The sequence below is a fragment of the Burkholderia cenocepacia genome, from assembly GCF_900446215.1.
GTDB lineage: Bacteria > Pseudomonadota > Gammaproteobacteria > Burkholderiales > Burkholderiaceae > Burkholderia > Burkholderia cenocepacia.
The window spans coordinates 436,910-458,998 of the sequence record NZ_UAQZ01000012.1; the positions used below are offsets into that span (position 1 = coordinate 436,910).

Annotated in this window: 18 protein-coding genes; 4 read left to right on the forward strand and 14 right to left on the reverse strand. The window is 69.1% G+C overall.

The features are described 5' to 3' along the window. Positions 1 to 45 precede the first annotated feature (45 nt). From tnpB to DTA15_RS19445, 8 genes are all read right to left on the reverse strand, one after another. Positions 46 to 393, reverse strand: coding sequence for an IS66 family insertion sequence element accessory protein TnpB (gene tnpB / locus DTA15_RS19405; protein WP_006481825.1), 348 nt, complete (start codon positions 391 to 393; stop codon positions 46 to 48). After that, positions 390 to 776, reverse strand: coding sequence for an IS66-like element accessory protein TnpA (gene tnpA, locus DTA15_RS19410; RefSeq protein WP_006481758.1), 387 nt, complete (start codon positions 774 to 776; stop codon positions 390 to 392). Before tnpA ends, tnpB begins: the two co-directional genes overlap by 4 nt. A 131-nt stretch (positions 777 to 907) precedes the next feature. Continuing rightward, complete coding sequence (gene proC / locus DTA15_RS19420; RefSeq protein WP_006492995.1) at positions 908 to 1,720, reverse strand: pyrroline-5-carboxylate reductase; 813 nt, start codon at positions 1,718 to 1,720, stop codon at positions 908 to 910. Between the two features lie 53 nt (positions 1,721 to 1,773). Continuing rightward, the gene (locus DTA15_RS19425) at positions 1,774 to 2,472 is read right to left on the reverse strand and encodes a YggS family pyridoxal phosphate-dependent enzyme (protein ID WP_006488936.1); all 699 of its coding nucleotides are present in this window, start codon (positions 2,470 to 2,472) and stop codon (positions 1,774 to 1,776) included. A 128-nt stretch (positions 2,473 to 2,600) separates the two neighbouring features. Then, a complete protein-coding gene (gene glcF, locus DTA15_RS19430; RefSeq protein ID WP_006488935.1) occupies positions 2,601 to 3,827 on the reverse strand; it encodes a glycolate oxidase subunit GlcF in 1,227 nt (408 codons plus the stop codon). Positions 3,828 to 3,834: 7 nt separating this feature from the next. Next, positions 3,835 to 4,923, reverse strand: a complete 1,089-nt coding sequence (gene glcE / locus DTA15_RS19435; protein ID WP_006488938.1) for a glycolate oxidase subunit GlcE — start codon at positions 4,921 to 4,923, stop codon at positions 3,835 to 3,837. 183 nt (positions 4,924 to 5,106) lie between these two features. Next, positions 5,107 to 6,600, reverse strand: a complete 1,494-nt coding sequence (locus DTA15_RS19440) for an FAD-linked oxidase C-terminal domain-containing protein (protein ID WP_006492994.1) — start codon at positions 6,598 to 6,600, stop codon at positions 5,107 to 5,109. Positions 6,601 to 6,637: 37 nt separating this feature from the next. After that, positions 6,638 to 8,047, reverse strand: a complete 1,410-nt coding sequence (locus tag DTA15_RS19445) for an FAD-binding oxidoreductase (RefSeq protein ID WP_006489300.1) — start codon at positions 8,045 to 8,047, stop codon at positions 6,638 to 6,640. Between the two features lie 136 nt (positions 8,048 to 8,183). On the opposite strand from DTA15_RS19445, the gene DTA15_RS19450 reads away from it, so the two are divergent. Further along, the gene (locus tag DTA15_RS19450; RefSeq protein ID WP_006489302.1) at positions 8,184 to 8,735 is read left to right on the forward strand and encodes a cob(I)yrinic acid a,c-diamide adenosyltransferase; all 552 of its coding nucleotides are present in this window, start codon (positions 8,184 to 8,186) and stop codon (positions 8,733 to 8,735) included. 94 nt (positions 8,736 to 8,829) lie between these two features. Beyond that, a complete protein-coding gene (gene hmpA, locus DTA15_RS19455; protein WP_006489296.1) occupies positions 8,830 to 10,038 on the forward strand; it encodes an NO-inducible flavohemoprotein in 1,209 nt (402 codons plus the stop codon). 72 nt (positions 10,039 to 10,110) lie between these two features. On the opposite strand, the gene DTA15_RS19460 is transcribed toward hmpA, so the two are convergent. From DTA15_RS19460 to aroG, 3 genes are all read right to left on the reverse strand, one after another. Further along, positions 10,111 to 10,500: a type II toxin-antitoxin system VapC family toxin gene (locus DTA15_RS19460; protein WP_006489298.1), complete on the reverse strand. Its 390-nt coding sequence runs from the start codon at positions 10,498 to 10,500 to the stop codon at positions 10,111 to 10,113. Beyond that, a complete protein-coding gene (locus DTA15_RS19465; protein WP_006489304.1) occupies positions 10,497 to 10,766 on the reverse strand; it encodes a type II toxin-antitoxin system Phd/YefM family antitoxin in 270 nt (89 codons plus the stop codon). Before DTA15_RS19465 ends, DTA15_RS19460 begins: the two co-directional genes overlap by 4 nt. Before the next feature lie 109 nt (positions 10,767 to 10,875). Continuing rightward, complete coding sequence (gene aroG, locus DTA15_RS19470) at positions 10,876 to 11,949, reverse strand: 3-deoxy-7-phosphoheptulonate synthase AroG (protein ID WP_006489288.1); 1,074 nt, start codon at positions 11,947 to 11,949, stop codon at positions 10,876 to 10,878. On the opposite strand from aroG, the gene DTA15_RS38625 reads away from it, so the two are divergent. Next, the gene (locus DTA15_RS38625; RefSeq protein WP_006497499.1) at positions 11,948 to 12,169 is read left to right on the forward strand and encodes a hypothetical protein; all 222 of its coding nucleotides are present in this window, start codon (positions 11,948 to 11,950) and stop codon (positions 12,167 to 12,169) included. The genes aroG and DTA15_RS38625 overlap by 2 nt on opposite strands. A gap of 177 nt (positions 12,170 to 12,346) precedes the next feature. On the opposite strand, the gene tldD is transcribed toward DTA15_RS38625, so the two are convergent. The 3 genes from tldD to DTA15_RS19485 all read right to left on the reverse strand — a co-directional run bounded on the left by tldD (position 12,347) and on the right by DTA15_RS19485 (position 18,988). Then, positions 12,347 to 13,813, reverse strand: coding sequence for a metalloprotease TldD (gene tldD, locus DTA15_RS19475; protein ID WP_006489294.1), 1,467 nt, complete (start codon positions 13,811 to 13,813; stop codon positions 12,347 to 12,349). Positions 13,814 to 13,898: 85 nt separating this feature from the next. Next, positions 13,899 to 14,726: a carbon-nitrogen hydrolase family protein gene (locus DTA15_RS19480; protein WP_012492945.1), complete on the reverse strand. Its 828-nt coding sequence runs from the start codon at positions 14,724 to 14,726 to the stop codon at positions 13,899 to 13,901. A gap of 62 nt (positions 14,727 to 14,788) precedes the next feature. After that, positions 14,789 to 18,988, reverse strand: a complete 4,200-nt coding sequence (locus DTA15_RS19485; RefSeq protein ID WP_006489292.1) for a YhdP family phospholipid transporter — start codon at positions 18,986 to 18,988, stop codon at positions 14,789 to 14,791. Positions 18,989 to 19,220: 232 nt separating this feature from the next. On the opposite strand from DTA15_RS19485, the gene glnE reads away from it, so the two are divergent. After that, positions 19,221 to 22,022, forward strand: coding sequence for a bifunctional [glutamate--ammonia ligase]-adenylyl-L-tyrosine phosphorylase/[glutamate--ammonia-ligase] adenylyltransferase (glnE, locus tag DTA15_RS19490; protein ID WP_020979361.1), 2,802 nt, complete (start codon positions 19,221 to 19,223; stop codon positions 22,020 to 22,022). Positions 22,023 to 22,089 lie beyond the last annotated feature (67 nt).

The window sequence follows — 22,089 nt, forward strand, 5'->3', positions numbered from 1 at the left end:
AGTTTACGACTGCCCGCGATCACGCGAACGCCAGTTAACAATGGTTTACAGCGCGCTACGTGGACGCACGGCTTCGACCGGCTGTCGCCAATCGAAGCCCTCGAGCAACAACGACAGCTGCGCGGTTGTCAGCGCGACCACACCAGAGTCGGCACGGGGCCAAGCAAAGCGTCCTTTTTCGAGCCGCTTCGCCAATAAACATAGCCCGCCGTCGCTCCAATACAAGCACTTCAGCAGGTCACCGCGCTTGCCCCGGAACACGAACACGTGTCCAGAGAACGGATCTTTCTCCAGCACCGTCTGTACCTTCGCGGCCAACGAATTGAAGCCGCATCGCATATCGGTGACGCCCGCCGCGATCCAGATCCGCGTGTTTTGAGGCAGACCGATCATCGTAGAATGCGATCGAGAACAGAACGCAGCACGTCGGGGTCCGGCGCGCCTTCGATGCGAATCGACGTCTTGCCATGCTGAATCTGGATCGAGCCGGACGGTATGTTGTCGGTCTCAGTCGGCACCTCGAGCGCCATCGACGGCTGAGACGGTTCGTTGACGACAACCGGCAGCATTGCGTCTGGAATCGCATCGTCCGTTAGCAGGCCTTGCGCATGGAGGCGGCGCCATGCCCACACCTGATTGGCATTGATGCCGTTCTCGCGAGCAACACGGGCGACCGACGCGCCGGGCTCGAATGTCAGCGCGACGATGGTCCGCTTCCATTCCGTCGGATGTCGGCGAGTTTGCCGTTTCGGCGGGATCTCGACTGTCTGAGTCACTCTGTCCACAACTCCTATCGTGGACACGACCGGTCATTCGTGTCCTTCACAGGACATCATGGCACTCGTCACCGAGCGTTCACAGACGGTACTGGTCTCGTGCTTACGCATGACCGGCGCCGCCGTCACGCTTACGCGCGGCCGAGCTCGTCGCCCATTTCCTTCGCGCGTGCTTCGGCCGCGAGCGCGCCGCGCACGATCGCTTCCTTCACGCCCTGCGCGTCGAACGCCGCGAGCGCGGCGGCCGTCGTGCCGCCCTTCGACGTCACGCGTTCGCGCAGCACGCTGGCCGGCTCGCCCGACTGCGCGGCCAGTTGCGCGGCGCCGGTGAACGTCGCGACCGCGAGCGCGCGGCCCTGCTCGTCGTTCATGCCGAGGCGGCGCGCGGCTTCCTGCAGCGCTTCGATGAAATAGAACACGTACGCGGGGCCGCTGCCCGAAATCGCGGTGACCGCATCGAGCTGCGCTTCGTCGTCGAACCACACGATCTCGCCGACCGCGCCGAGCACGTTCGACGCGAGTTCGCGGCCGGCGGCGTCGACGCCCGGCAGCGCGGCCAGGCCCGTCACGCCCATGCCGACCAGCGCGGGCGTGTTCGGCATCGTGCGCACGACGCGCGCGTAGCCGCCGAGCCAGCGGGCGAGATCCGTGCCGCGGATGCCGGCCGCGATGCTGATCACGAGCTGCGACTTCAGGTGCGGCGCCAGCGCCTGCGCGACGTCGTGCAGCACCTGCGGCTTCACCGCGAGCACGATCGCGTCGTAATCGGCGAGCGTCGCGTCGATCGCCGCGCCGGTGTGCACGCCGAATTGCTGTGCCGCGCGCGCGCGGACTTCTTCGTTGACGTCGATGGCATACAGGCCGTCCGCGGCGACGCCGCGCTTGATCAGGCCGCCGATCAGGGCCGCGGCCATGTTGCCGCCGCCGATGAATGCGATTTTCATGATGTCGGGAATGAGCGAGTGAGTGAACGGAAAGCCGGAAAAGGGCGCGGCGTTCAGTGCGAGTAATCGCGCGCGCCGAAGATCGCGGTGCCGACGCGCACGATCGTCGCGCCTTCGAGCACGGCGGCATCGAGATCGGCGGACATGCCCATCGACAGCGTGTCGAGCGGCAGGCCGCCGGCGCGCAACGTGTCGAACAACGCGCGCAGCGCGCGATGCGGCGCGCGTTGCGCGTCGGGGTCGTCGGCCGGTTCGGGAATCGCCATCAGGCCGCGCAGCCGCAGCGACGGCAGCGCGGCGACCGCCCGCGCGACTTCGGCCACGTCGGCCGGCGCGACGCCGCTCTTCGACGCCTCGCCGCTGATGTTCACCTGCACGCACACGTTGAGCGGCGGCAGGTGCGCGGGGCGCTGTTCCGACAGGCGCTGCGCGATCTTCAGCCGGTCGACCGAATGGACCCAGTCGAAGCGCTCGGCGACGGGGCGCGTCTTGTTCGATTGCAGCGGGCCGATGAAATGCCATTCGAGGCTCGCGCGCAGGTCGGCGAGCGCGTCGATCTTGTCGATCGATTCCTGCACGTAGTTTTCGCCGAAGGCGCGCTGGCCGGCCGCATGCGCGGCGCGCACGTCGTCGGCCGGAAACGTCTTCGACACGGCGAGCAGCGCGACGGTGGCGGGATCGCGGCCGGCCGCGCGGGCGGCGTCGGCGATGCGGCGGTGAACGGAGTCGAGACGGGCGGCGAGATCGGACATGACGGGCACGGAAGCAGGCACGGGAGCGGCACGGAAGCGGGCATGAAGCCGATGCGTCGCGATCCGCGGCGCATCGATCCGCTCATTATACGGACGCCGCGCGCGCCCGTTATGGGCGCGAACAGCCCCTAGCCGTACAGCAGATGCTCGACGAGCTGGACCCAGTGGGCGACCGGCACCTGCGTGCCGCTTTGCAGGTGCGCGATGCAGCCGACGTTGCCGGACACGATCATCTGCGGCTCGAGCGCCTGGAGCTTCAGCAGCTTCTGCTTGCGCAACCGGTACGACAGCGACGGCTGCGTCAGCGAGTAGGTGCCGGCCGAGCCGCAGCACAGGTGGCTGTCGGCCGGCAGCCGCACGTCGATGCCGAGCGTCTCCAGCAGGCGCTCGACCTTGCCGCGCGATTGTTGACCGTGCTGCAGCGTGCACGGCGGGTGGTAGGCGACCGTATGGATCGCGCGGCGCCGCGCGATCGTCGCGAGTTCGGCCTCGAACGCGAGCAGCACGTCGGAGATGTCGCGCGTCAGCGACACGATGCGCTGCGCCTTCTCCGCGTAGGCCGGATCGTCGCGCAGCAGGTGCGCGTACTCGAGCACCGTCGCGCCGCAGCCCGACGCGTTCATCACGATCGCCTCGGCGCCCTGTTCGACGTGGGGCCACCACGCGTCGATGTTGCGACGTGCGTCGTCGAGCGCTTCGTCGTGATAGTTCAGATGCAGGCGGATCGCGCCGCAGCAGCCCGCGTCCGGCGCGACGACCGTCTCGATGCCGAGCGCGTCCAGCACGCGCGCGGTCGCGATGTTGATGTTCGGCAGCATGGACGGCTGCACGCAGCCGCCGAGCATCAGCATCTTGCGCGGATGCGTGCGGTGCGGCCATTCGAGCAGCCGCGTGCGCGGCGGCACCTTGTCGCGCAGCCGCTTCGGCAGCAGCGGCCGCACGTGCTGGCCGAGCCGCATCATCGGCGAGAACAGCGCGGCGTTCGGCACGACGCTCGCGAGCACGCGGCGCATCAGCCGCTGCTGCGCGGGGCGCTCCACCTGCGCCTCGACGTGCTTGCGGCCGATCTCGACGAGCCGGCCGTACTGGACGCCGGACGGGCAGGTCGTCTCGCAACTGCGGCACGTGAGGCAGCGGTCGAGATGCTGTTGCGTGCTGCGCGTGACGGCCGCGCCTTCGACCATCTGCTTGATCAGGTAGATGCGGCCGCGCGGGCCGTCGAGTTCGTCGCCGAGCAGTTGATAGGTCGGGCAGGTCGCGGTGCAGAACCCGCAGTGCACGCACTTGCGCAGGATCGCGTCGGCCTCGTCGCCGTCGGGCGTATTGCGGATGAAATCGGCGAGATTCGTTTGCATCCAGCCCTCAGAGCTCAGGGTAAAGCCGGCCGCGATTGAAGATGCGGGCGGGATCGAACGCGCTTTTCAGCCCGCGGTGGATCTTCATCATCGGCGCCGGCAGCGGCGTGAACACGCCCGCGCTGCGGTCGTAGGTGTCGCCCGCGCGGAACAGCGTCGCATGGCCGCCGGCCTGCTTCGCGCTCATGCGCACGGTTTGCGCGTCGGCGTCGGTGATCCACCAGCGCTGCGCGCCGCCCCATTCCATCAACTGGGTGCCCGGCAGGTGCATCGGTTCGGTGATCGACGGCAGCGACAGGCGCCACAGCGCGTAGCCGGGCGGGATGCCGTTGAAGAACGGGTCGGTGTGCTCGCGCAGACCGGACCAGAAGCGCTCGGCCTCGACCGCGTCGACGACTTCGCCGCCGAGCAGCGTTTTCGCGGATTTGACGGCGGCTTCCGCGCCCGACAGGCGCAGCACGAGCGTGCCGTTGCGCCACGCGCTCGCGCTGACCGGCAGCGGATGGCCGCCCCATTCGTTGAGCTTGCGCACCGCGTCGGTCGCGGTCATCTCGAACTTCAGCGTGACTTCGGCGACGGGCATCGGCAGCACCTTGATCGACAGGTCGAGCATCAGCCCGAGCGTACCGAGCGCGCCGGCCATCAGCCGCGACACGTCGTAGCCGGCGACGTTCTTCACCACCTGCCCGCCGAAGCGCAGCATCTCGCCGCGGCCGTTCATCAGCGTGGTGCCGAGCACGAAATCGCGCGGAGCGCCGCAGGTGGCGCGGCGCGGGCCCGCGAGACCGGCCGCGACGCAGCCGCCGACGGTGGCCGCGCGCCCGAAATGCGGCGGTTCGAACGGCAGCATCTGGCCGCACTCGGCGAGGACGGTTTCAAGCTGCGCGAGCGGCGTGCCCGCGCGGACCGTGACGACGAGTTCGGCCGGGTCGTACGACACGACGCCCTGAAACGCGCGCGTGTCGAGTATTTCGCCCTCGAGCGCCTGGCCGTACCAGTCCTTGGTGCCGCCGCCGCGAATCCGCAGCGGCCGGCCGTCGGCACTGGCGGCGCGGATGCGCTCGGCCCATCCGGCGACGATGTCGTCCTCTTCCATGTTCCGTTGCTTTCTCGTCTCGTTGTCCGGTCGATTGTACCGGGGTGGCGCGATTCCACATCGCGACTATCCCTAAGCCCCGTATCGCGTGCGGCAGGCTCGCGCCGGCGCGCGAACGCGCCGCGCGGGCGCGGCAGACCCGCGGACCGCGGCCACCGGTGCGGGCCACGGCCCGCACGCCGCTCAGAAGCGCGGCAGGTCGGGGCGTGGCAGCAGCCCGCCGCGCACGTGCTGGCGACCGTATTCCGCGCAGCGCGCACGGGTCGGGATGCCCTTGTCCGGGTTCAGCAGCCCGGCCGGATCGAACGCGCGCTTGACCGCGAAGAACGCGTCGCGCTCCTGCGGCGAGAACTGCACGCACATCGAATTGAGTTTTTCGATGCCGACACCGTGCTCGCCCGTCACGCTGCCGCCGAATTCCACGCAGCATTCGAGGATTTCCGCGCCGAACTGCTCGGCGCGGTGCAGCTCGTCCGGATCGTTCGCGTTGTACAGGATCAGCGGATGCATGTTGCCGTCGCCCGCATGGAACACGTTGATGCAGCGCAGCCCGTAGCGCGTTTCGAGCTGCTCGATGCGCGCGAGCAGCGGGCCGATCGCGCGGCGCGGCACGGTGCCGTCCATGCAGTAGTAATCGGCGGAAATGCGCCCGGCGGCCGGGAACGCGTTCTTGCGGCCGGACCAGAAGCGCAGCCGTTCATGTTCGTTGCGCGACACCTGGATGCGCGTCGCGCCGTGTTCGCGCAGCACGGCCGTCATCCGCACGATTTCCTCGGCGACTTCTTCCGGCGTGCCGTCCGATTCGCACAGCAGGATCGCCTTCGCGTCGAGGTCGTAGCCCGCGTGCGTGAACGCCTCGACGGCCTGCGTGGCCGGCTTGTCCATCATCTCGAGCCCGGCCGGGATGATGCCCGACGCGATGATCGCTGCCACCGCCTCGCCGCCCTTGACGACGTCGTCGAAGCTCGCCATCACGAGCTGCGCGGTCTGCGGCTTGGGGATCAGCCGCACCGTGACCTCGGTGACGATCGCGAACATCCCTTCGCTGCCGATCATCACCGCGAGCAGGTCGAGGCCCGGCATGTCGAGCGCGAGCGAGCCGAATTCGACGACCTCGCCGTCGATCGTCACCGCGCGCACGCGCATCACGTTGTGCACGGTCAGCCCGTATTTCAGGCAGTGGACGCCGCCGGAGTTTTCCGCGACGTTGCCGCCGATCGTGCACGCGATCTGCGACGACGGATCGGGCGCGTAATACAGGCCGTACGGCGCGGCCGCTTCCGAGATCGCGAGGTTGCGCACGCCGGGCTGCACGGTCGCCGTGCGCGCGTACGGGTCGACTTCGACGATGCGCGTGAAGCGCGCGAGCGACAGCACGACGCCGAGCGCGATCGGCAGCGCGCCGCCCGACAGGCTCGTGCCGGCGCCGCGCGGCACGATCGGCACTTCCATGCGGCGGCAGATCTGCACGATCCGCTGCACTTGCGATTCCGTCTCGGGCAGCGCGACCGCGAGCGGCAGCCGGCGGTACGCGGACAGGCCGTCGCATTCGTACGGCGCCGTGTCCTCGTCGCGGTACAGCAGGCAGTGCGTCGGCAGCACGGCCATCAGCGCCTGCACGACTTCGCGCTGGCGCTGCGCGCGTGCGGCGCTCGACAGTTCGACGGGAGCGTTCATGAAGTCTCCTGCGTGAGGCGCGAGCTCGCGCCGCCGGTCAGCACGTGAAAATCTTGCCTGGATTCATCAGGTTGCGTGGATCGAGCGCGAGCTTGATCGCGCGCATCGTGTCGATCGCGTTGTCGCCGTGCTCCTTCGGCAGGAAGCGCATCTTGTGCAGCCCGACGCCGTGCTCGCCCGTGCAGGTGCCGCCCAGGCGCAGCGCGCGCTCGACGATCCGGTCGTTGATGTGTTCGGCTTCGGCGAGTTCCTCGGGCTTGTCGGGATCGATCAGGATCGCGACGTGGAAATTGCCGTCGCCGACGTGGCCGACGATCGGGCAGGGCAGCGACGACGCGCGCAGGTCGATCTCGGTCTCCTCGACGCACGCGGCGAGCTGCGAGATCGGCACGCACACGTCGGTCGTCACCGCGCGGCAGCCGGGCTTCAACTGCAGCATCGCGAAGTACGCGTTGTGGCGTGCGGACCAGAGCCGCGTGCGATCCTCGGGACGGGTCGCCCATTCGAAGCCCTGGCCGGCGTTCTGGCCGGCGAGCGCCTGCACGAGTTCGGCCTGTTCCTTCACGCCGGCATCGGTGCCGTGGAACTCGAAGAACAGCGTCGGCGCCTCGGTCAGCGTCAGGTTCGAGTGACGGTTGATCGAGCGCACCGCAAGCGCATCGACGAATTCGACGCGCGCGATCGGCACGCCGATCTGGATCGTCTCGATCACCGTGCGCACCGCGTCGCCCATCGTCGGGAACGTGCAGATCGCGGCCGACACGGCCTCGGGCAGCGGGTGCAGGCGCAGCGTGATCTCGGTGATCACGCCGAGCGTGCCTTCGGACCCGACGAACAGGCGCGTGAGGTCGTAGCCGGCCGACGACTTGCGCGCGCGCGAGCCGGTTTTCACCACGCGGCCGTCCGCGAGCACCGCGGTCAGGCCGAGCACGTTCTCGCGCATCGTGCCGTAGCGTACGGCGTTGGTGCCCGATGCGCGGGTCGCGGTCATCCCGCCGATGCTGGCGTCGGCGCCCGGATCGATCGGGAAGAACAGGCCGGTGTCGCGCAGCGCTTCGTTGAGCGCCTTGCGCGTGATGCCCGGCTCGACCGTCACGGTCAGGTCTTCGGCGTTGATCGACAGCACGCGGTTCATTTCGGACAGGTCGAGCGACACGCCGCCGCGCACCGCGAGCAGGTGGCCTTCGAGCGACGAGCCGGCGCCGTACGGAATCAGCGGCACGCTGTAGAGCGAGCACAGCGACACGACCTCGCGCACGTCGTCGGTGCTGTGCGCGAACACGACGGCGTCGGGCAGTTGCGGATCGAACGGGGATTCGTCGCGGCCGTGATGGGCGCGGACCGCGTCGGCGGTCGACACGCGCTCGCCGAAGGCGGCGCGCAGTGCATCGAGCATGGCGGGGGGCAGCGGGCGGCGCGTGGCGGCCGGCGGGGCAGGGTGATTCACGAATGTCTCCTGACTGCTTGTCGAACTGTCGGCCCATTCTACGCTGTAACGTCCGCTGCGCCTGCCGCCGCGGGCTGCGATAATCGCGTTCCAGCCAACCGGGCCGCGTGGCGGCCGCGCACGAGAGGACATTCGCATGGGCAACCGCTTGAGCAAGATCGCGACGCGCACGGGCGACGACGGCACCACCGGCCTCGGCGACGGGCGGCGCATCGGCAAGGACGACGCGCGGATCGCCGCGATCGGCGACGTCGACGAACTGAACTCGAATCTCGGCGTGCTGCTGGCCGAGACGCTGCCGGACGACGTCCGCGCGGCGCTCGTCACGATCCAGCACGACCTGTTCGATCTCGGCGGCGAGCTGTGCATTCCCGGCCACGCGGTGCTCGACGACACGCATCTCGCCCGGCTCGACCGGTGGCTCGCCGACTACAACGCGACGCTGCCGCCGCTGAAGGAATTCATCCTGCCGGCCGGCTCGCGCGCGGCGTCGCTCGCGCACGTCTGCCGCACCGTGTGCCGCCGTGCGGAGCGCTCGATCGTCGCGCTCGGGCGTAGCGACACGCTCAATGACGCACCGCGGCGGTACGTGAACCGGCTGTCCGACCTGCTGTTCGTGCTGGCGCGCGTGCTGAACCGCGCCGGCGGCGGCGCCGACGTGCTGTGGGAACGCGGGCGCGTCCGCTAGCCCGCCGTCGCGTTTTTGCGCACTGCGACAATTTGCCCGGGGGGCGTCCGTTTTTAAACATGTATTGTTTGTGCATGTTTAACGGAGAACGAACATGACCCACATCACCGCTGACCAGATGGCCCGTGTGAAGGCCACCGCCCCCGTCCTCGCCGAGCACGGCGCGACGATCACGAAGCACTTCTACCAGCGCATGTTCGCGCGTCATCCGGAACTGAAGAACCTGTTCAACCAGACGCACCAGAAGACCGGCAGCCAGCCCGAGACGCTCGCGAAGGCCGTCTACGCGTATGCGGCGAACATCGACAACCTCGGCGCGCTGGGCGGCGCGGTGTCGCGCATCTCGCACAAGCACGCGAGCCTGAACATCCGCCCCGAGCATTACCCGATCGTCGGCGAGAACCTGCTCGCATCGATCGTCGAGGTGCTCGGCGACGCGGTCGATGCCGACACGCTCGAAGCCTGGCGCGTCGCATACGGCCAGCTCGCGCAGATCATGATCGGCGCCGAGGCCGATCTGTACGCGAACGCCGCGTGGAGCGGCTTCCGTCCGTTCAAGGTCGCGCGCAAGGTGCGTGAAAGCGACGAGATCACGTCGTTCTACCTGACGCCCGCCGACGGCGGCGAAGCACCGACGTTCGAGCCGGGCCAGTACGTCACGGTGAAGCGTTTCGTCGGCGAGCTCGGCGTCGACCAGCCGCGCCAGTACAGCCTGTCCGATGCGCCGCACGGCCAGTGGCTGCGCATCTCGGTGAAGCGCGAGGCCGGCAAGCCGGAAGCGATTCCGGCCGGCAAGGTGTCGATGCTGATGCACGATGGCGTCGAAGAGGGCGCGATCGTCGAAGTCACCGCGCCGATGGGCGACTTTTCGCTGAAGCGCGACGTGGATACGCCGGTCGTGCTGATCTCGGGCGGCGTCGGCATCACGCCGATGATGTCGATGGCGTCGGCGCTGATCGCGGCGGGCAGCCCGCGCGACGTGCGGTTCATCCACGCCTGCCGTTCGGGCGCGGTGCACGCGTTCCGCGACTGGCTGAACGACACCGTCGGCGAGCACGCGAACGTGAAGCGCACGGTGCTGTACGAACTGGTCGGCCCGAACGATCGCGTCGGCATCGACCACGACCTCGAAGGGCGCCTCACGCCGGAGCGCGTGCAGCAGTACGCGCTGGTGGCGGACGCCGATTACTACATCTGCGGGCCGGTCGCGTTCATGAAGGCCCAGCGCGACGCGCTCGTCGCGCTGGGCGTCGCGCCGGAGCGCGTGAATACCGAGATCTTCGGTTCGGGCGCGCTCGAGTGATGCGCGCACCGATGGTCTCCGGCCAATAAAAAAGCCCGGCGCGAGCCGGGCTTCTTCGTTGCGGATGGCACGTCAGGCGCGCAGCATCAAGGTGGGGTGATAGCGCCACACCTTGGCATCGGCGCTGATCAGCGGTATCCCTTCATGGAGTGCCTGCGCGACCATCATGCGGTCGAATGGATCGGCATGATCGGGAAAGTCGGGCAGTACGGCGACGCCTTCGACGTGATCGCTGCTGATCGGCAACTCCGCAAAACCCGCAAGCCGAAAGGCCGAACGTGCATCTCTCGGATGGACGGGCAGATTGCCTGTGCGGTACTTGATCGCGATTTCCCAAATTGACGCGGCGCTGACGTACAGCCTGTTTTCGGGATGTTCGATCAACGCGGCCGCGGTTGCCGACAGTTGCGGCGCGCCTTCAGCCGCCCAGAGCGCGATGTGCGTGTCGGGCAGCAGCTTCACGGCGCGAGCCCGTGATCCGAGCTGGCATCGAAGTCGGCGGCGATCGATTCATCGCCGGCATTGAATGCGTCGACGCTTGTCGGGATATTCAATCCGGCCAGCAGCTGACGGGCTGCGCCGATCCGCTTCGGCGCGGCGTAAGGAACGATCCGGGCGACCGGATGCCCATTGCGGGCGATCACGACTTCGGACTCCCGCCCCAATTCAAGCGCTTCGACGAGGCTCGAAAGCCGCGACTTGGCATCGTGCATGTTGACGGTCGGCATGGTCGGCCTCTGATTAGCTAGGTAGTGTTAGCTAGTCTGGCAGGGCGACGCGCCGACCGCAGGCTGGCCGGGTGGCCAATCTGCCGCCAGGCGAGGCCGTACGCGTCCTTCAATTGCCGCTGCCGCGCGCGACGCGGCGCGCCTTCACCGATTCCGCGAGGCCTTCGAGCACCTTCACGCTGTCGTCCCACGCGATGCACGCGTCGGTGATGCTCTGGCCGTAGGTCAGCGCGCAGCCTTCCTTCAGGTCCTGACGGCCCTCGACCAGGTGCGACTCGATCATCACGCCGACGATGCGTTCGTCGCCGGCCGCGACCTGGCGGCCGATGTCGGCGCACACGGGAATCTGGTTCTCGTGCTTCTTCGAGCTGTTCGCATGGCTCGCGTCGATCATCAGACGCGCGGCGAGGCCGGCCTTGCCGATGTCCGCGCACGCGGCATTCACGCTGTCCGCGTCGTAGTTCGGCGCCTTGCCGCCGCGCAGGATCACGTGGCAGTCCTCGTTGCCGGCCGTCGACACGATCGCCGAATGGCCGCCCTTCGTCACCGACAGGAAATGGTGCGGCTGCGACGCGGCCTTGATCGCGTCGACCGCGATCTTCACGTTGCCGTCGGTGCCGTTCTTGAAGCCGACCGGGCACGACAGCCCCGACGCGAGTTCGCGGTGCACCTGCGACTCGGTCGTGCGCGCGCCGATCGCGCCCCACGAGATCAGGTCGGCGATGTACTGCGGGCTGATCATGTCGAGGTATTCGGTTGCTGCCGGCAGCCCCATTTCGTTGATCTGCAGCAGCAGCTCGCGCGCGGTGCGCAGCCCTTCGTTGATCTTGAAGCTATTGTCGAGGTGCGGATCGTTGATGAGCCCCTTCCAGCCGACCGTCGTGCGCGGCTTCTCGAAGTACACGCGCATCACGATTTCGAGTTCGCCCTTGAAGCGCTCGCGTTCCTTCACGAGCCGGCCCGCGTATTCGATCGCCGCCTTCGTGTCATGGATCGAGCACGGCCCGATCACGACGATCAGCCGGTCGTCCATCCCGTGCAGGATGCGGTGCATCGACTGGCGCGAGTGGTAGATCAGCTCGGACGCGGCTTCGGAGCACGCGAATTCGCGGATCAGGTGGGCGGGCGGCGTCAGTTCCTTGAGTTCGCGGATGCGGACGTCGTCGGTGTTGTGCGGGGGCATGCTGTTTCTCCTCATTTTCCGGGCGCCGTTCGGTCAGTGGGCGTGCGGCAGATTCATCGATTCGGGCGATTCAGTGGTGTCGGTCGGGGCTGCTGAACGGCTGCGGCGGCGACCGGCTGGCGAAGGGCGAAAAAAAACCGCCGGGTTCGCCGGCGGTTTTTTCGGGAATTTCGGTTGCGCTTTACGCGCCATCAACCCTCTCGATCCGCCAGCGGTCTGAGATACCAAAAAAAGTAAAAGTAAAACTTGGCGGACATGACGGAAATTCGGCTCGTCAAAAAAGTTGATTCGGAATTTATACCCCGTCCCCGGCCGGCTGGCAACCGGGAACCGTCGAAAATGCGGACAATCCGCGTGTTTTCGTCAAACTGCGCGGATTGTCTGCGCCGCGATGCGGTTATGCCGTACCGCCGACCGTCATCTTGTCGATCCGCAGGGTCGGCTGGCCGACGCCGACCGGCACGCTCTGGCCTTCCTTGCCGCATACGCCGACGCCCGTGTCGAGCGACATGTCGTTGCCGATCATGCTCACGTACTTCAGCGATTCCGGGCCGCTGCCGATCAGCGTCGCGCCCTTCACCGGGTAGGTGATCTTGCCGTTCTCGATCATGTACGCCTCGGACGCCGAGAACACGAACTTGCCGTTCGTGATGTCGACCTGGCCGCCGCCGAAGTTCACCGCGTACAGGCCGTTCTTCACCGACGCGATGATTTCCTGCGGATCCTTGTCGCCGTTCAGCATGTAGGTGTTCGTCATGCGCGGCATCGGCAGCGCCGCGTACGACTCGCGCCGCGCGTTGCCCGTCACCGGCATCTTCATCAGGCGCGCGTTCAGCGTGTCCTGGATGTAGCCCTTCAGGATGCCGTCCTCGATCAGCGTCGTGCACTGCGTCGGGTTACCCTCGTCGTCGATGTTCAGCGAGCCGCGGCGGTTCGGCAGCGTGCCGTCGTCGACCACCGTCACGCCCTTCGCGGCGACCTGCTCGCCGATCCGGCCCGCGAACGCGGACGAGCCCTTGCGGTTGAAGTCGCCTTCGAGGCCGTGGCCGATCGCCTCGTGCAGCAGCACGCCCGGCCAGCCCGGCCCGAGCACGACCGTCATCGCGCCGGCCGGCGCGGGACGTGCATCGAGGTTGACGAGCGCCGCGTGCACGGCGTCGTCGACGTAGCGCGACAGCACGTCGTCGGTGAAGTAGCCGTAGTCGAAGCGGCCGCCGCCGCCGCCCGAGCCGATCTCGCGACGGCCGTTCTGCTCGGCGATCACCGTCACCGACACGCGTACGAGCGGGCGGATGTCGGCCGCGAGCGCGCCGTCGCTGCGTGCGACCAGCACGACGTCGTATTCGCCGGCGAGGCCCGCCATCACCTGCGTGATGCGCGGATCGCGCCCGCGCGCCATCTGCTCGATGCGTTCGAGCAGCTTGACCTTGGCCGTCGCGTCGAGCGACGCGAGCGGGTCGGACGGCAGGTACAGGTCGCGGCCCGAGATGCCCGTCAGCGACGTGGCTGCCTTGATCTTCTGGCGGCCGCCGCCGGCCGCCGCGATCGCCTTGGTGGCGGCGGCGGCTTGCGCGATCGCTTCGGGCGACAGGTCGTCCGAGTACGCGAACGCGGTGCGGTCGCCCGCGACCGCGCGCACGCCGACGCCCTGGTCGATGCTGAAGCTGCCCGATTTGACGATGCCTTCCTCGAGGCTCCACGCTTCGCTGCGGGTTGCCTGGAAGTACAGGTCCGCGTAGTCGACGCGATGCGTGAAGATGTCGGCGATCGTGCGCGTGAGCAGGCTTTCGTCGAGGCCGTACGGCGTGAGCAGGATGTCCTTCGCCAGCGCGAGATTGCGGATGCCGGGTTCGATGATGTTCATGCGGATATCGGGGTTTCTCAAAAAGTTGTCGGGTGCTGCCGGGCAGATAGGTGGGCCGCGCGGCGTTTCAAGCGGTGCGGCGGATTCAGGTCAGCACGCGGTGCCGCCACGCAGGCAGGCTCTGGCGTACGTCGACGATGCGTTGCGGATCGATCGCGCCGAGCACGACGCTGGCGCCCTCGTCGCGCACCGCGACGATCTCGCCCCACGGGTCGATCAGCATGCTGTGGCCCCACGTGCGCCGGCCGTTCTCGTGCTTGCCGCCCTGAGCGGCCGCGAGCACGTAGCACTGGTTCTCGACGGCCCGCGCGCGCAGCAGCGTTTCCCAGTGTGCGCGGCCCGTCGTATACGTAAACGCCGACGGCACGACCATCAGCGCGCAGTCGCCCATGCGGCGATACAGCTCCGGAAAGCGGAGATCGTAACAGACCGACAGGCCGACCTGCCCGAACGGCGCATCGAACGCGACGACCGTGTCGCCCGCGCGGATCGTGCGCGCCTCGTCGAACGATTCGTCGCCTTTCTCGAAGTTGAACAGGTGGATCTTGTCGTAGCGCGCGGCTTCGTTGCCGGACGGATCGAACACGAGCGTCGTGTTCAGCACGCGATCGGGTTCGGGCGCCTTCAGCGGCAGCGTGCCGCCGATCACCCAGATGCCGTGGCGGCGCGCGGCGTCGGCGAGGAACTGCTGGATCGGGCCGTCCCGGTACGGTTCGGCGAGCGCGAGCTTGTCGGTGTCACGGTGGCCCATGAAGCAGAAATACTCGGGCAGCAGCACGAGCTGCGCGCCTTCGCCGGCGGCTTCCGCGATCAGGCGGCGCGCTTCGGCGAGATTGCGTGTGACGTCCGGCGTGCTCACCATCTGCAGCGCGGCGACCTGGAAGGGCGTGGCGGAACGGGCGTGGTCGGTCATCGCGGAATCGGTTGCGTCATAAATGGGGTGCGGCCCGGCGCCCTGCGTGGTGCGATGCGCGCTCAATGGTTCGCCGCATCGGCCGGACCGTGATTCATCTTACCCTGATCGCTCCGCACCCGCTCGATGTGCGGGTACGCCCACGAGCCGGTGATCGCGTAGTCGAGCGCGAACGCGCGCGACAGCGTCTCGGACAGCGCGTAGTTCGCGGCCAGCACGCCGACGCCGAGCAGCGGGTTGATGATGGCCGCGCCGATCGCGGCCGCGCCCGCGCTGATTTTCGGCGCGACGTGCGCATGCAGGTCCTGTGTCTCGGTGCCGAGATCGACCGCGCCGCGCACGGTGACGTTCGCGGGCCCCGTCATCATCGAGAAATCGTCGGTGCGCGCGATCCCGTTCGAGATTCGGCCGGTGCCGGTGATCTTGTCGAACGGCAGCCCCTTGCCGACCACGTCGCGGAAGTTCAGCGTCAGGAAGCGCGCGAGGCTCTGCAGGCTCAGCACGCCGAGGAGTTTCGCCGCGCCCGGATCGACCTTCAGGATCTGCCCGTGTTCGAGGTCGAGCGCGACCTGCCCGCCGAGCGACGGGAAGTCGAGCGCGGTCGGGCCGCCGCGCCAGCCGACCTTGCCCGTGACCGAGCCGTGACCGTCCGCGAGCGTGCGCGGCAGGCCGACGCGGTCGAGCAGCGCGCCCGCGTTGTCGATGTCGAGCTTGAAGTCGAACACGGTCCGGCGCGGCGCGTCGTTTTCGTCGACGCCGCGGGCCAGTGCGCGGCGCGAGGTGCGCCAGTTGCCGGTCGCCGTGAGCTTCGCGGCCGGGTTCGACAGTTCCAGCTTGTCGAGCTGCCACACCGGCGTACCGTCTTCGTCGATGTTGCGTGCGTTGACGACGAGCCGGCCGATGTCGTGATCGCGCGCGACGACCTGGTCGACGATCAGGTCGATCGACGGCATCGGCCGGTCGGTCGGCGTCGGCAGGTTCATCGCGCGGCCGACGAGGTCGTGCTGCGAGCTCTGCGGCACGACCAGCTTCGCGAGCCGCGCGTTCAGCACGCCCGCGCCGTTGTGACCGCCGCCCGGCGCCCACGACAGGTAGCCCGACACCTGGTTCGACGCGATGTTGGCCTGCCACAGGTCGTCGACGTGCGACGCGCCGACGATCACGTTCTCCCAGTTGCGCTTGAGCAGCTTCAGCGTGCCGAAGTGGAACGCGAAGCGCTTCGGCGCGAAGCTCGCGAAATCGACGCGCGGCGCGGCTTGCGGTTCCGGCGCCCGCGGCGTGTCGGGCTGCAGCGTGTGGGCGAGGGCGAGCCACGCGTCGGCGTCCAGCTCGGTGACGTCGACGGCCGCGCTCACGCCGTCCTGCGGCATGTCGGGCATCCGGTGGATGCCCATCGCGCCGCGCACCGCGCGCAGCGGCTGGCCGCGCGTCGCGTCGAGCAGGTAGGTCGCGGACACGGGGCCGAGCGTCAGGTCGGCATGTTCGAGGCGTTTGCCGTCCGCCTGCGGCGCCGGCTGCAGCGTGAAGCGGAACGGCATCGGCGTGCCGGCCGGTTTCGCGAACGGCGCCGGGAAGTTCAGCGCGACGCCGGTCAGGTCGGATTGCGCGCTGACGTCGGGCAGGCGGCCCGGCGCGCCGCGCACCGCGACCTTGTACGGCGCGTCGCCGACCACGTGTTCGAGCAGCGCGGCGGCCGCGCCGTGCAGGTTCAGGCCACGCGCGGCGTCGAGCGCGAGCCGGCCGTCGACGTCCACCGCGTACGGGCCGTGTGACTGGAAGGTGCCGTTCGCGCGCACCGGGCCGCCGAGGAAGCGCCCCGACAGCGCGTGCAGCGACGCGCCCGCCTCGGTGAAGCGGACGCTGCCGCGCAGCGCCGACAGCGGCGGCACGCCGCTCGTCGACAGCGTGTTGCCGCCGAACCCGAGCGCGCCTTCGATGTGCGTGTGCGGATGGGCGACGTGCTGCGGAATCGTGATCTTGAGCGCGAGCGACGCGGGGCCCTGCGCGTCGATCCGCTGGCCGATGTGGTTGCTCATCGTGCCGAGCGAGCTGTTGTCCGCGTAGTCGATCAGGTCGGCGAGCGGGCCCTGCGCATGGCCGTCGATGATCAGCGGCGAGTGCGACGGATTGCCGAGGTTGTCTATGCGGCCCGCGACCTTCGTCAGCGCGACGCGCTTGTAGTGTGCACGGTCGATGTCGAAACGCAGCTTGTTCTGCGCGAGCTCGAACACGCCGTCGATTCCGTCGAGCGCCGGCCAGACGCTCGGCGTGCCGTTCGCAAGCTTGCGCGGCGGGTACGGCGTCGGCTCGAAGCGGCCGCCGGTGAACGGCGCGACGATGTGGAACACGCCGGCGTCCGGCTCGTGTTCGAACGGGAATTTCTCGAGCGGGCCGCGCGCGACGATCGATGCGCCCTTGGTCACCTTGCCGTCCTGCAGCGCGTGGCCGAGATAGTCGCGCAGGTGCTCGGACATCCCGGTCGGCAGGTAGCGCGGAATGCGCGCGACCGACGCGCGCGCGAAATCGGCGCGCAGGTCGAGCGAGCCGCGGCCGTGGCCGGGGTTCGTGTACGAGCCCGACACCGCGATTTCGGCATCCGGGTTCGACACGAGCAGGTCGGGCAGCGACACGTCGACGCGCGCGTGCTTGTCGCCGGGCGCGGGCGTGATCGTCCATTTGGCATTGCCGCGCAGCCGGTCGAACGTCAGGCGCGGCTCGTCGAATTCGCCGGGCACGGTGACGGCCGCGTTGACCGTGTCGATATGCGCGGCGCCGCCGGTCTCGTTCGCATCGACGCGGCCCCACAGGTTCTCGACGCCCGGCCAGCCGGCGCGCGGGTGGCCGCGCGGCGAGAGCCCGGGCGGCGGCTCCTGCGCGGCGAAGCTGATGCCTTGCAGATCGCCGAGGAAGCGGTAGCGGACGATCGGTGCGGCGCCCATGCGCCGCTCCTCGTCGGCGAGATCGGGGTGCGCGGGTTTCGCGCGCTCGACCTCGATGTGATAGTTCGACACCATCCCGCGCGGGTCGATCTTGATCAGCTCGTTGCGCAGGCGCGCCGGCAGCGGCAGCCCGCGGATGAATTCGCTGAGGATGCCGAGATCGACGCGGTCGCCGACCACGCTGAGCAGTTGCCCCTGGTTCGCGGTCGGCACGCGGTAGCGCGCCGTCAGCGTCGACAGCGCGAGCGAGCGCGCGAGCGGCGTGCCGTCCGGCAGCGGCGGCTGGCCGAGTTCCGCATTGAAGCGCGTCAGGTGCAGCGTGTAGTCGTGGCCCGAGTCGAGCACCATGTCCCAGCCGAAGCCGACCGTCGGCACGTCGAGCCGCGGTTGCGTCGGGCGCACGCGCAGCGCGACGTCGGCGCCTTGCAGGTCGCCGCCCGCCGAGCGCAAGTGGCCGTCGCCGAAGGTCGCCCAGATCGCGTTGTCGATCCGCCCCGCGTGGATCGTGAGCGGCACGTCGAGATAGCGCGTGAGCGTCTGCAGGTCGACGGGGCCGGTCGACAGGTACGCGTCGCCGGTCCAGTTCGCCGGCTTGCCGATCGGCGCGAGCGGCTTGTGTTTGAAGCGTGCGCGGAAATCGAGCGGGCCGAGCAGCAGCGTGCCGTTGGCCGGCGCCTGCAGCGCCGCCTTGTGCACGCGACCGTCGTTGAGCACCGCGAGCCGGATGCCCGACAGCACGAGCTCCGGTGCGTCGTGCTGCGCGTCGCGCCAGCGCAGCGTGCCGCCGCGCAGCACGATCGCCTCCTGCTTCAGCAGCCAGGTGCCGAACGTGTCGTTGCCGCCGTGGGTGGTGGCCACGCCGACGCCCGCGACGCTCAGCGAGCCGTCGGCCGCCCGCGCGACGACCAGGTCGGGCTGGTCGACGATCAGGCTCGACAGGGCGGGCGACAGCCGCAGCAGCGACATCCACGACAGCGCGGCGGTCGCATGCGGCACCGACAGCGCGACCTTGCCGTCACGGCCGCGGATCGTCAGGTTCGTGAGTTCGACGCCCGGCTGCATGCCGGACCAGTTCGGGGAAAGCTTGCCGATCGAAAGCTGCGCGTGGAGCTTGTCGGACACCGCGCGCTCGATGCGCGGGCGGAATTCGTCGATGCGGGGCAGCAGCACGTAGCGCAGCCCGAGGAAGGCGCCGGACGCGACGAAGTAGGTGCCGATCCCGACTGCCAGCGTCACCCTGAACACGCGACGCAGGACCGGATGATCGTGCTTCGGAGGTCCCGCTTCGGGCGCAGCTACGGCGGATTCCTGACGGTCGGACATGCGGCGGACGGGCGGCGATATGGTAGTTTTGCAGACTGACGTTGAAATGTATCACACGGGTTCGTGCCGGCGGCCGTTGGGGCAGCACGGCACGGGCTTTCCGGCGCGCGGTGTCGCGACGGGCGCGCGCGCGTCCGGCGGGTGCCGCGCCGAGTCCATGGGGCCGGTCGGCAGCGGGGCGCGTACGCGCCGGCCCGCAGCCTGCCGGCCTTTTCGCCAGGCCCGCTTCTCGATGACCGACGCTTCCGCCCTGATCAGCACGTCCTATTCCCGATACCTTGCCCGCGCCGCTGCCGCGCGGCCCGCGCTGGCCGAGCAGATCGCCGCGTGGGCGGCCGCGCCGCTCGGCCGCGCGCAGCTCGACGCGCGCCTCACCGAGCTGCTCGCGACACCCGCCGGCACGGCGGCGCCGGGCGAGGAGCAGTTGAAGCGCGCGCTGCGGCAGTTGCGCGCCGAGGCGTTCGGCGCGGTCGCGGAGCGCGACCTGCGCGGGCTGGCCGACGTCGCCGAGGTGACGGGCGCGATGACCGACCTCGCCGAAGTGGCCGTGCAGCGCTCGCTCGCGCTGCTGTCGGCCGAACTCGAGGCGCTGTACGGCGAGCCGCGCGGCGCCGACGGCCAGCGCGTCGTGCTCGGCGTGGTCGGGATGGGCAAGCTCGGCGGCCGGGAGCTCAACGTGTCGTCGGACATCGACCTGATCTTCGTCTACGAGGACGACGGCGAGACCACCGGCGGCGCGCGTTCGCCGCTGTCCACGCAGGAATACTTCACGCGGCTCGGCCGGCGCCTGATCGGCGTGCTGTCCGAGGTCACGGCCGACGGTTACGTGTTTCGCGTCGACATGCGGTTGCGGCCGAACGGCGATTCGGGGCCGCTCGTCTGCAGCATCGGGATGCTCGAGGAATATTTCTACGTGCAGGGGCGCGAATGGGAGCGCTATGCGTGGATCAAGGGGCGGCTCGTGTCGGAAGGCGACAGCGACGCCGCGCAGCGGCTCGCGGCGCAGCTCGAATCGATCGTCAAGCCGTTCGTGTACCGCCGCTATCTCGATTTCGGCGTGATCGGCGCGATCCGTTCGCTGCACCAGCAGATCCGGCAAGAAGCCGCGCGCCGCGCGTCGATGCGGCCCGACAAGGCCGACGACATCAAGCTCGGGCGCGGCGGGATCCGCGAGATCGAGTTCAGCGCGCAGGTGTTCCAGTTGATCCGTGGCGGCCAGGATGCGGAATTCCGCGTGCGGCCGACGCTCGCGGTGCTGCGACATGCGCACGCGCGCGGGTTGATCGGTGACGACGTATGCGCGCGGCTGACCGACGCCTACAACTTCCTGCGCACGCTCGAGCACCGGTTGCAATACCGCAACGACGCGCAGACGCATGCGATGCCGGTCGAGCCCGACGAACGTGCGGCGCTTGCCGCGTCGCTCGGGTTTGCCGACTATGCGGCGCTGATGACGGTGCTGGACGGCCACCGCACGTTCGTCGAAACGCAGTTCGACCAGATTTTTGCCGACAAGGCGAACGGCGCGCCGTGCGCGGCCGGCGACGACACGGCCGCCGCGTGGATCTGGAGCGGCGCGCTGGCCGACGACGGCGAGGACGACGCGCTGGTCGCGCGCCTCGACGGCCTGGGTTTCACCGATCCGGCCGCCGTGCTCGCGCGGCTGCGCGCGATCTGGCAATCGTCGCGCTACACCGGGCTGCCGGAAAAGAGCCGGCAGCGCTTCGACAGCGTCGCGCAGCGGGCGCTCGACGCCGCGCCGAAGATCGACGCCGCGCGCCGCGACGACACGATCGTGCGCCTGTTCGACCTGCTGGAGACGGTGAGCCGGCGCGGCGTCTATCTCGCGCTGCTGACCGAATACCCGGCCGCGCTCGACCGCGTGCTGTCGGTGCTCGGCGCGACGCGCTGGGGCGGCGGCTACCTGATCCGCCACCCGCAACTGCTCGACGAATTGCTCGACGACGAGGCGATCGCGAGCCCGTTCGACTGGCCCGCGTTCAAGGATGCGCTGCGCGCGCGGCTCGCGGCGGCCGACGGCCCCGAGCAGCAGATGGACCTGCTGCGCCACGCGCAGCACGCCGAGGTGTTCCGGATCCTGCTGATCGATCTGGCCGGCCAACTGTCGGTCGAGCATGTGAGCGACCGGCTGTCCGAGCTGGCCGACGCGGTGCTCGACGTGACGATCGAAGTCGTCTGGTCGCAGCTCGCGAAGCGCCATCGCGACGTGCCGAAGTTCGCGGTGATCGCGTACGGCAAGCTGGGCGGCAAGGAGCTCGGCTACGCGTCGGATCTCGACCTGATCTTCCTGTACGACGATCCGGACGAACGCGCGGCGGACGTCTACACCACCTTTACGCGGCGCCTGATCACCTGGCTCACGACGGCGACCGGCGCGGGCGCACTGTTCGACATCGACCTGCGGCTGCGGCCGAACGGCGAGGCCGGGCTGCTCGTCACCGATCTCGACGCGTTTCGCCGCTATCAACTGCGCGAGGGCGATGCGGCGAATACCGCGTGGGTGTGGGAGCACCAGGCGCTGACGCGCGCCCGCTACAGCGCGGGCGACGCGCAGATCGGCGCGGATTTCGAGGCGATCCGCCAGCAGGTGCTGACGACGCCGCGCGACGGCGGCGTGCTCGCGAAGGAGATCGTCGACATGCGCGGCAAGGTATTTGCCGGCCACCCGAACCAGACCGAGCTGTTCGACCTGAAGCACGATCGCGGCGGGATGGTCGACATCGAGTTCATCGTCCAGTACTGGGTGCTGCTGCATGCGTCGAGCGACGCCGAGCTGATCCGCAACACCGGCAACATCGCGCTGCTGCGCGAGGTCGCGCGCTTCGGGCTGATGGGCCAGGACGAGGCCGAGCGCGTCGGCGCGGCGTACCGCAAGTACCGGAAGCTGCAGCACAAGCTGCGGCTCGACGGGATGGAGAAGGCGCGCGTCGACCCGGCGGTGGTGGCCGACGAGCGGGCGGCCGTGACGGCGTTGTGGACACGCGTATTCGGTGCGGTTGAAACGGCCGTTTGAAGAAAGCAGGGCGGGGCGCGGCATCGATCCGCGTACCGCCCTGAATCGAAGGAGCGAGCCCGTTCGG

Coding starts and splice junctions, on each gene's coding strand:
- tnpB (WP_006481825.1), bottom strand. CDS start 393: ATGATCGGTCTGCCTCAAAACACGCGGATCTGGATCGCGGCGGGCGTC.
- proC (WP_006492995.1), bottom strand. CDS start 1,720: ATGAAAATCGCATTCATCGGCGGCGGCAACATGGCCGCGGCCCTGATC.
- DTA15_RS19425 (WP_006488936.1), bottom strand. CDS start 2,472: ATGTCCGATCTCGCCGCCCGTCTCGACTCCGTTCACCGCCGCATCGCC.
- glcF (WP_006488935.1), bottom strand. CDS start 3,827: ATGCAAACGAATCTCGCCGATTTCATCCGCAATACGCCCGACGGCGAC.
- glcE (WP_006488938.1), bottom strand. CDS start 4,923: ATGGAAGAGGACGACATCGTCGCCGGATGGGCCGAGCGCATCCGCGCC.
- DTA15_RS19440 (WP_006492994.1), bottom strand. CDS start 6,600: ATGAACGCTCCCGTCGAACTGTCGAGCGCCGCACGCGCGCAGCGCCAG.
- DTA15_RS19450 (WP_006489302.1), top strand. CDS start 8,184: ATGGGCAACCGCTTGAGCAAGATCGCGACGCGCACGGGCGACGACGGC.
- hmpA (WP_006489296.1), top strand. CDS start 8,830: ATGACCCACATCACCGCTGACCAGATGGCCCGTGTGAAGGCCACCGCC.
- DTA15_RS19465 (WP_006489304.1), bottom strand. CDS start 10,766: ATGCCGACCGTCAACATGCACGATGCCAAGTCGCGGCTTTCGAGCCTC.
- DTA15_RS38625 (WP_006497499.1), top strand. CDS start 11,948: ATGCTGTTTCTCCTCATTTTCCGGGCGCCGTTCGGTCAGTGGGCGTGC.
- aroG (WP_006489288.1), bottom strand. CDS start 11,949: ATGCCCCCGCACAACACCGACGACGTCCGCATCCGCGAACTCAAGGAA.
- tldD (WP_006489294.1), bottom strand. CDS start 13,813: ATGAACATCATCGAACCCGGCATCCGCAATCTCGCGCTGGCGAAGGAC.
- DTA15_RS19480 (WP_012492945.1), bottom strand. CDS start 14,726: ATGACCGACCACGCCCGTTCCGCCACGCCCTTCCAGGTCGCCGCGCTG.
- DTA15_RS19485 (WP_006489292.1), bottom strand. CDS start 18,988: ATGTCCGACCGTCAGGAATCCGCCGTAGCTGCGCCCGAAGCGGGACCT.
- glnE (WP_020979361.1), top strand. CDS start 19,221: ATGACCGACGCTTCCGCCCTGATCAGCACGTCCTATTCCCGATACCTT.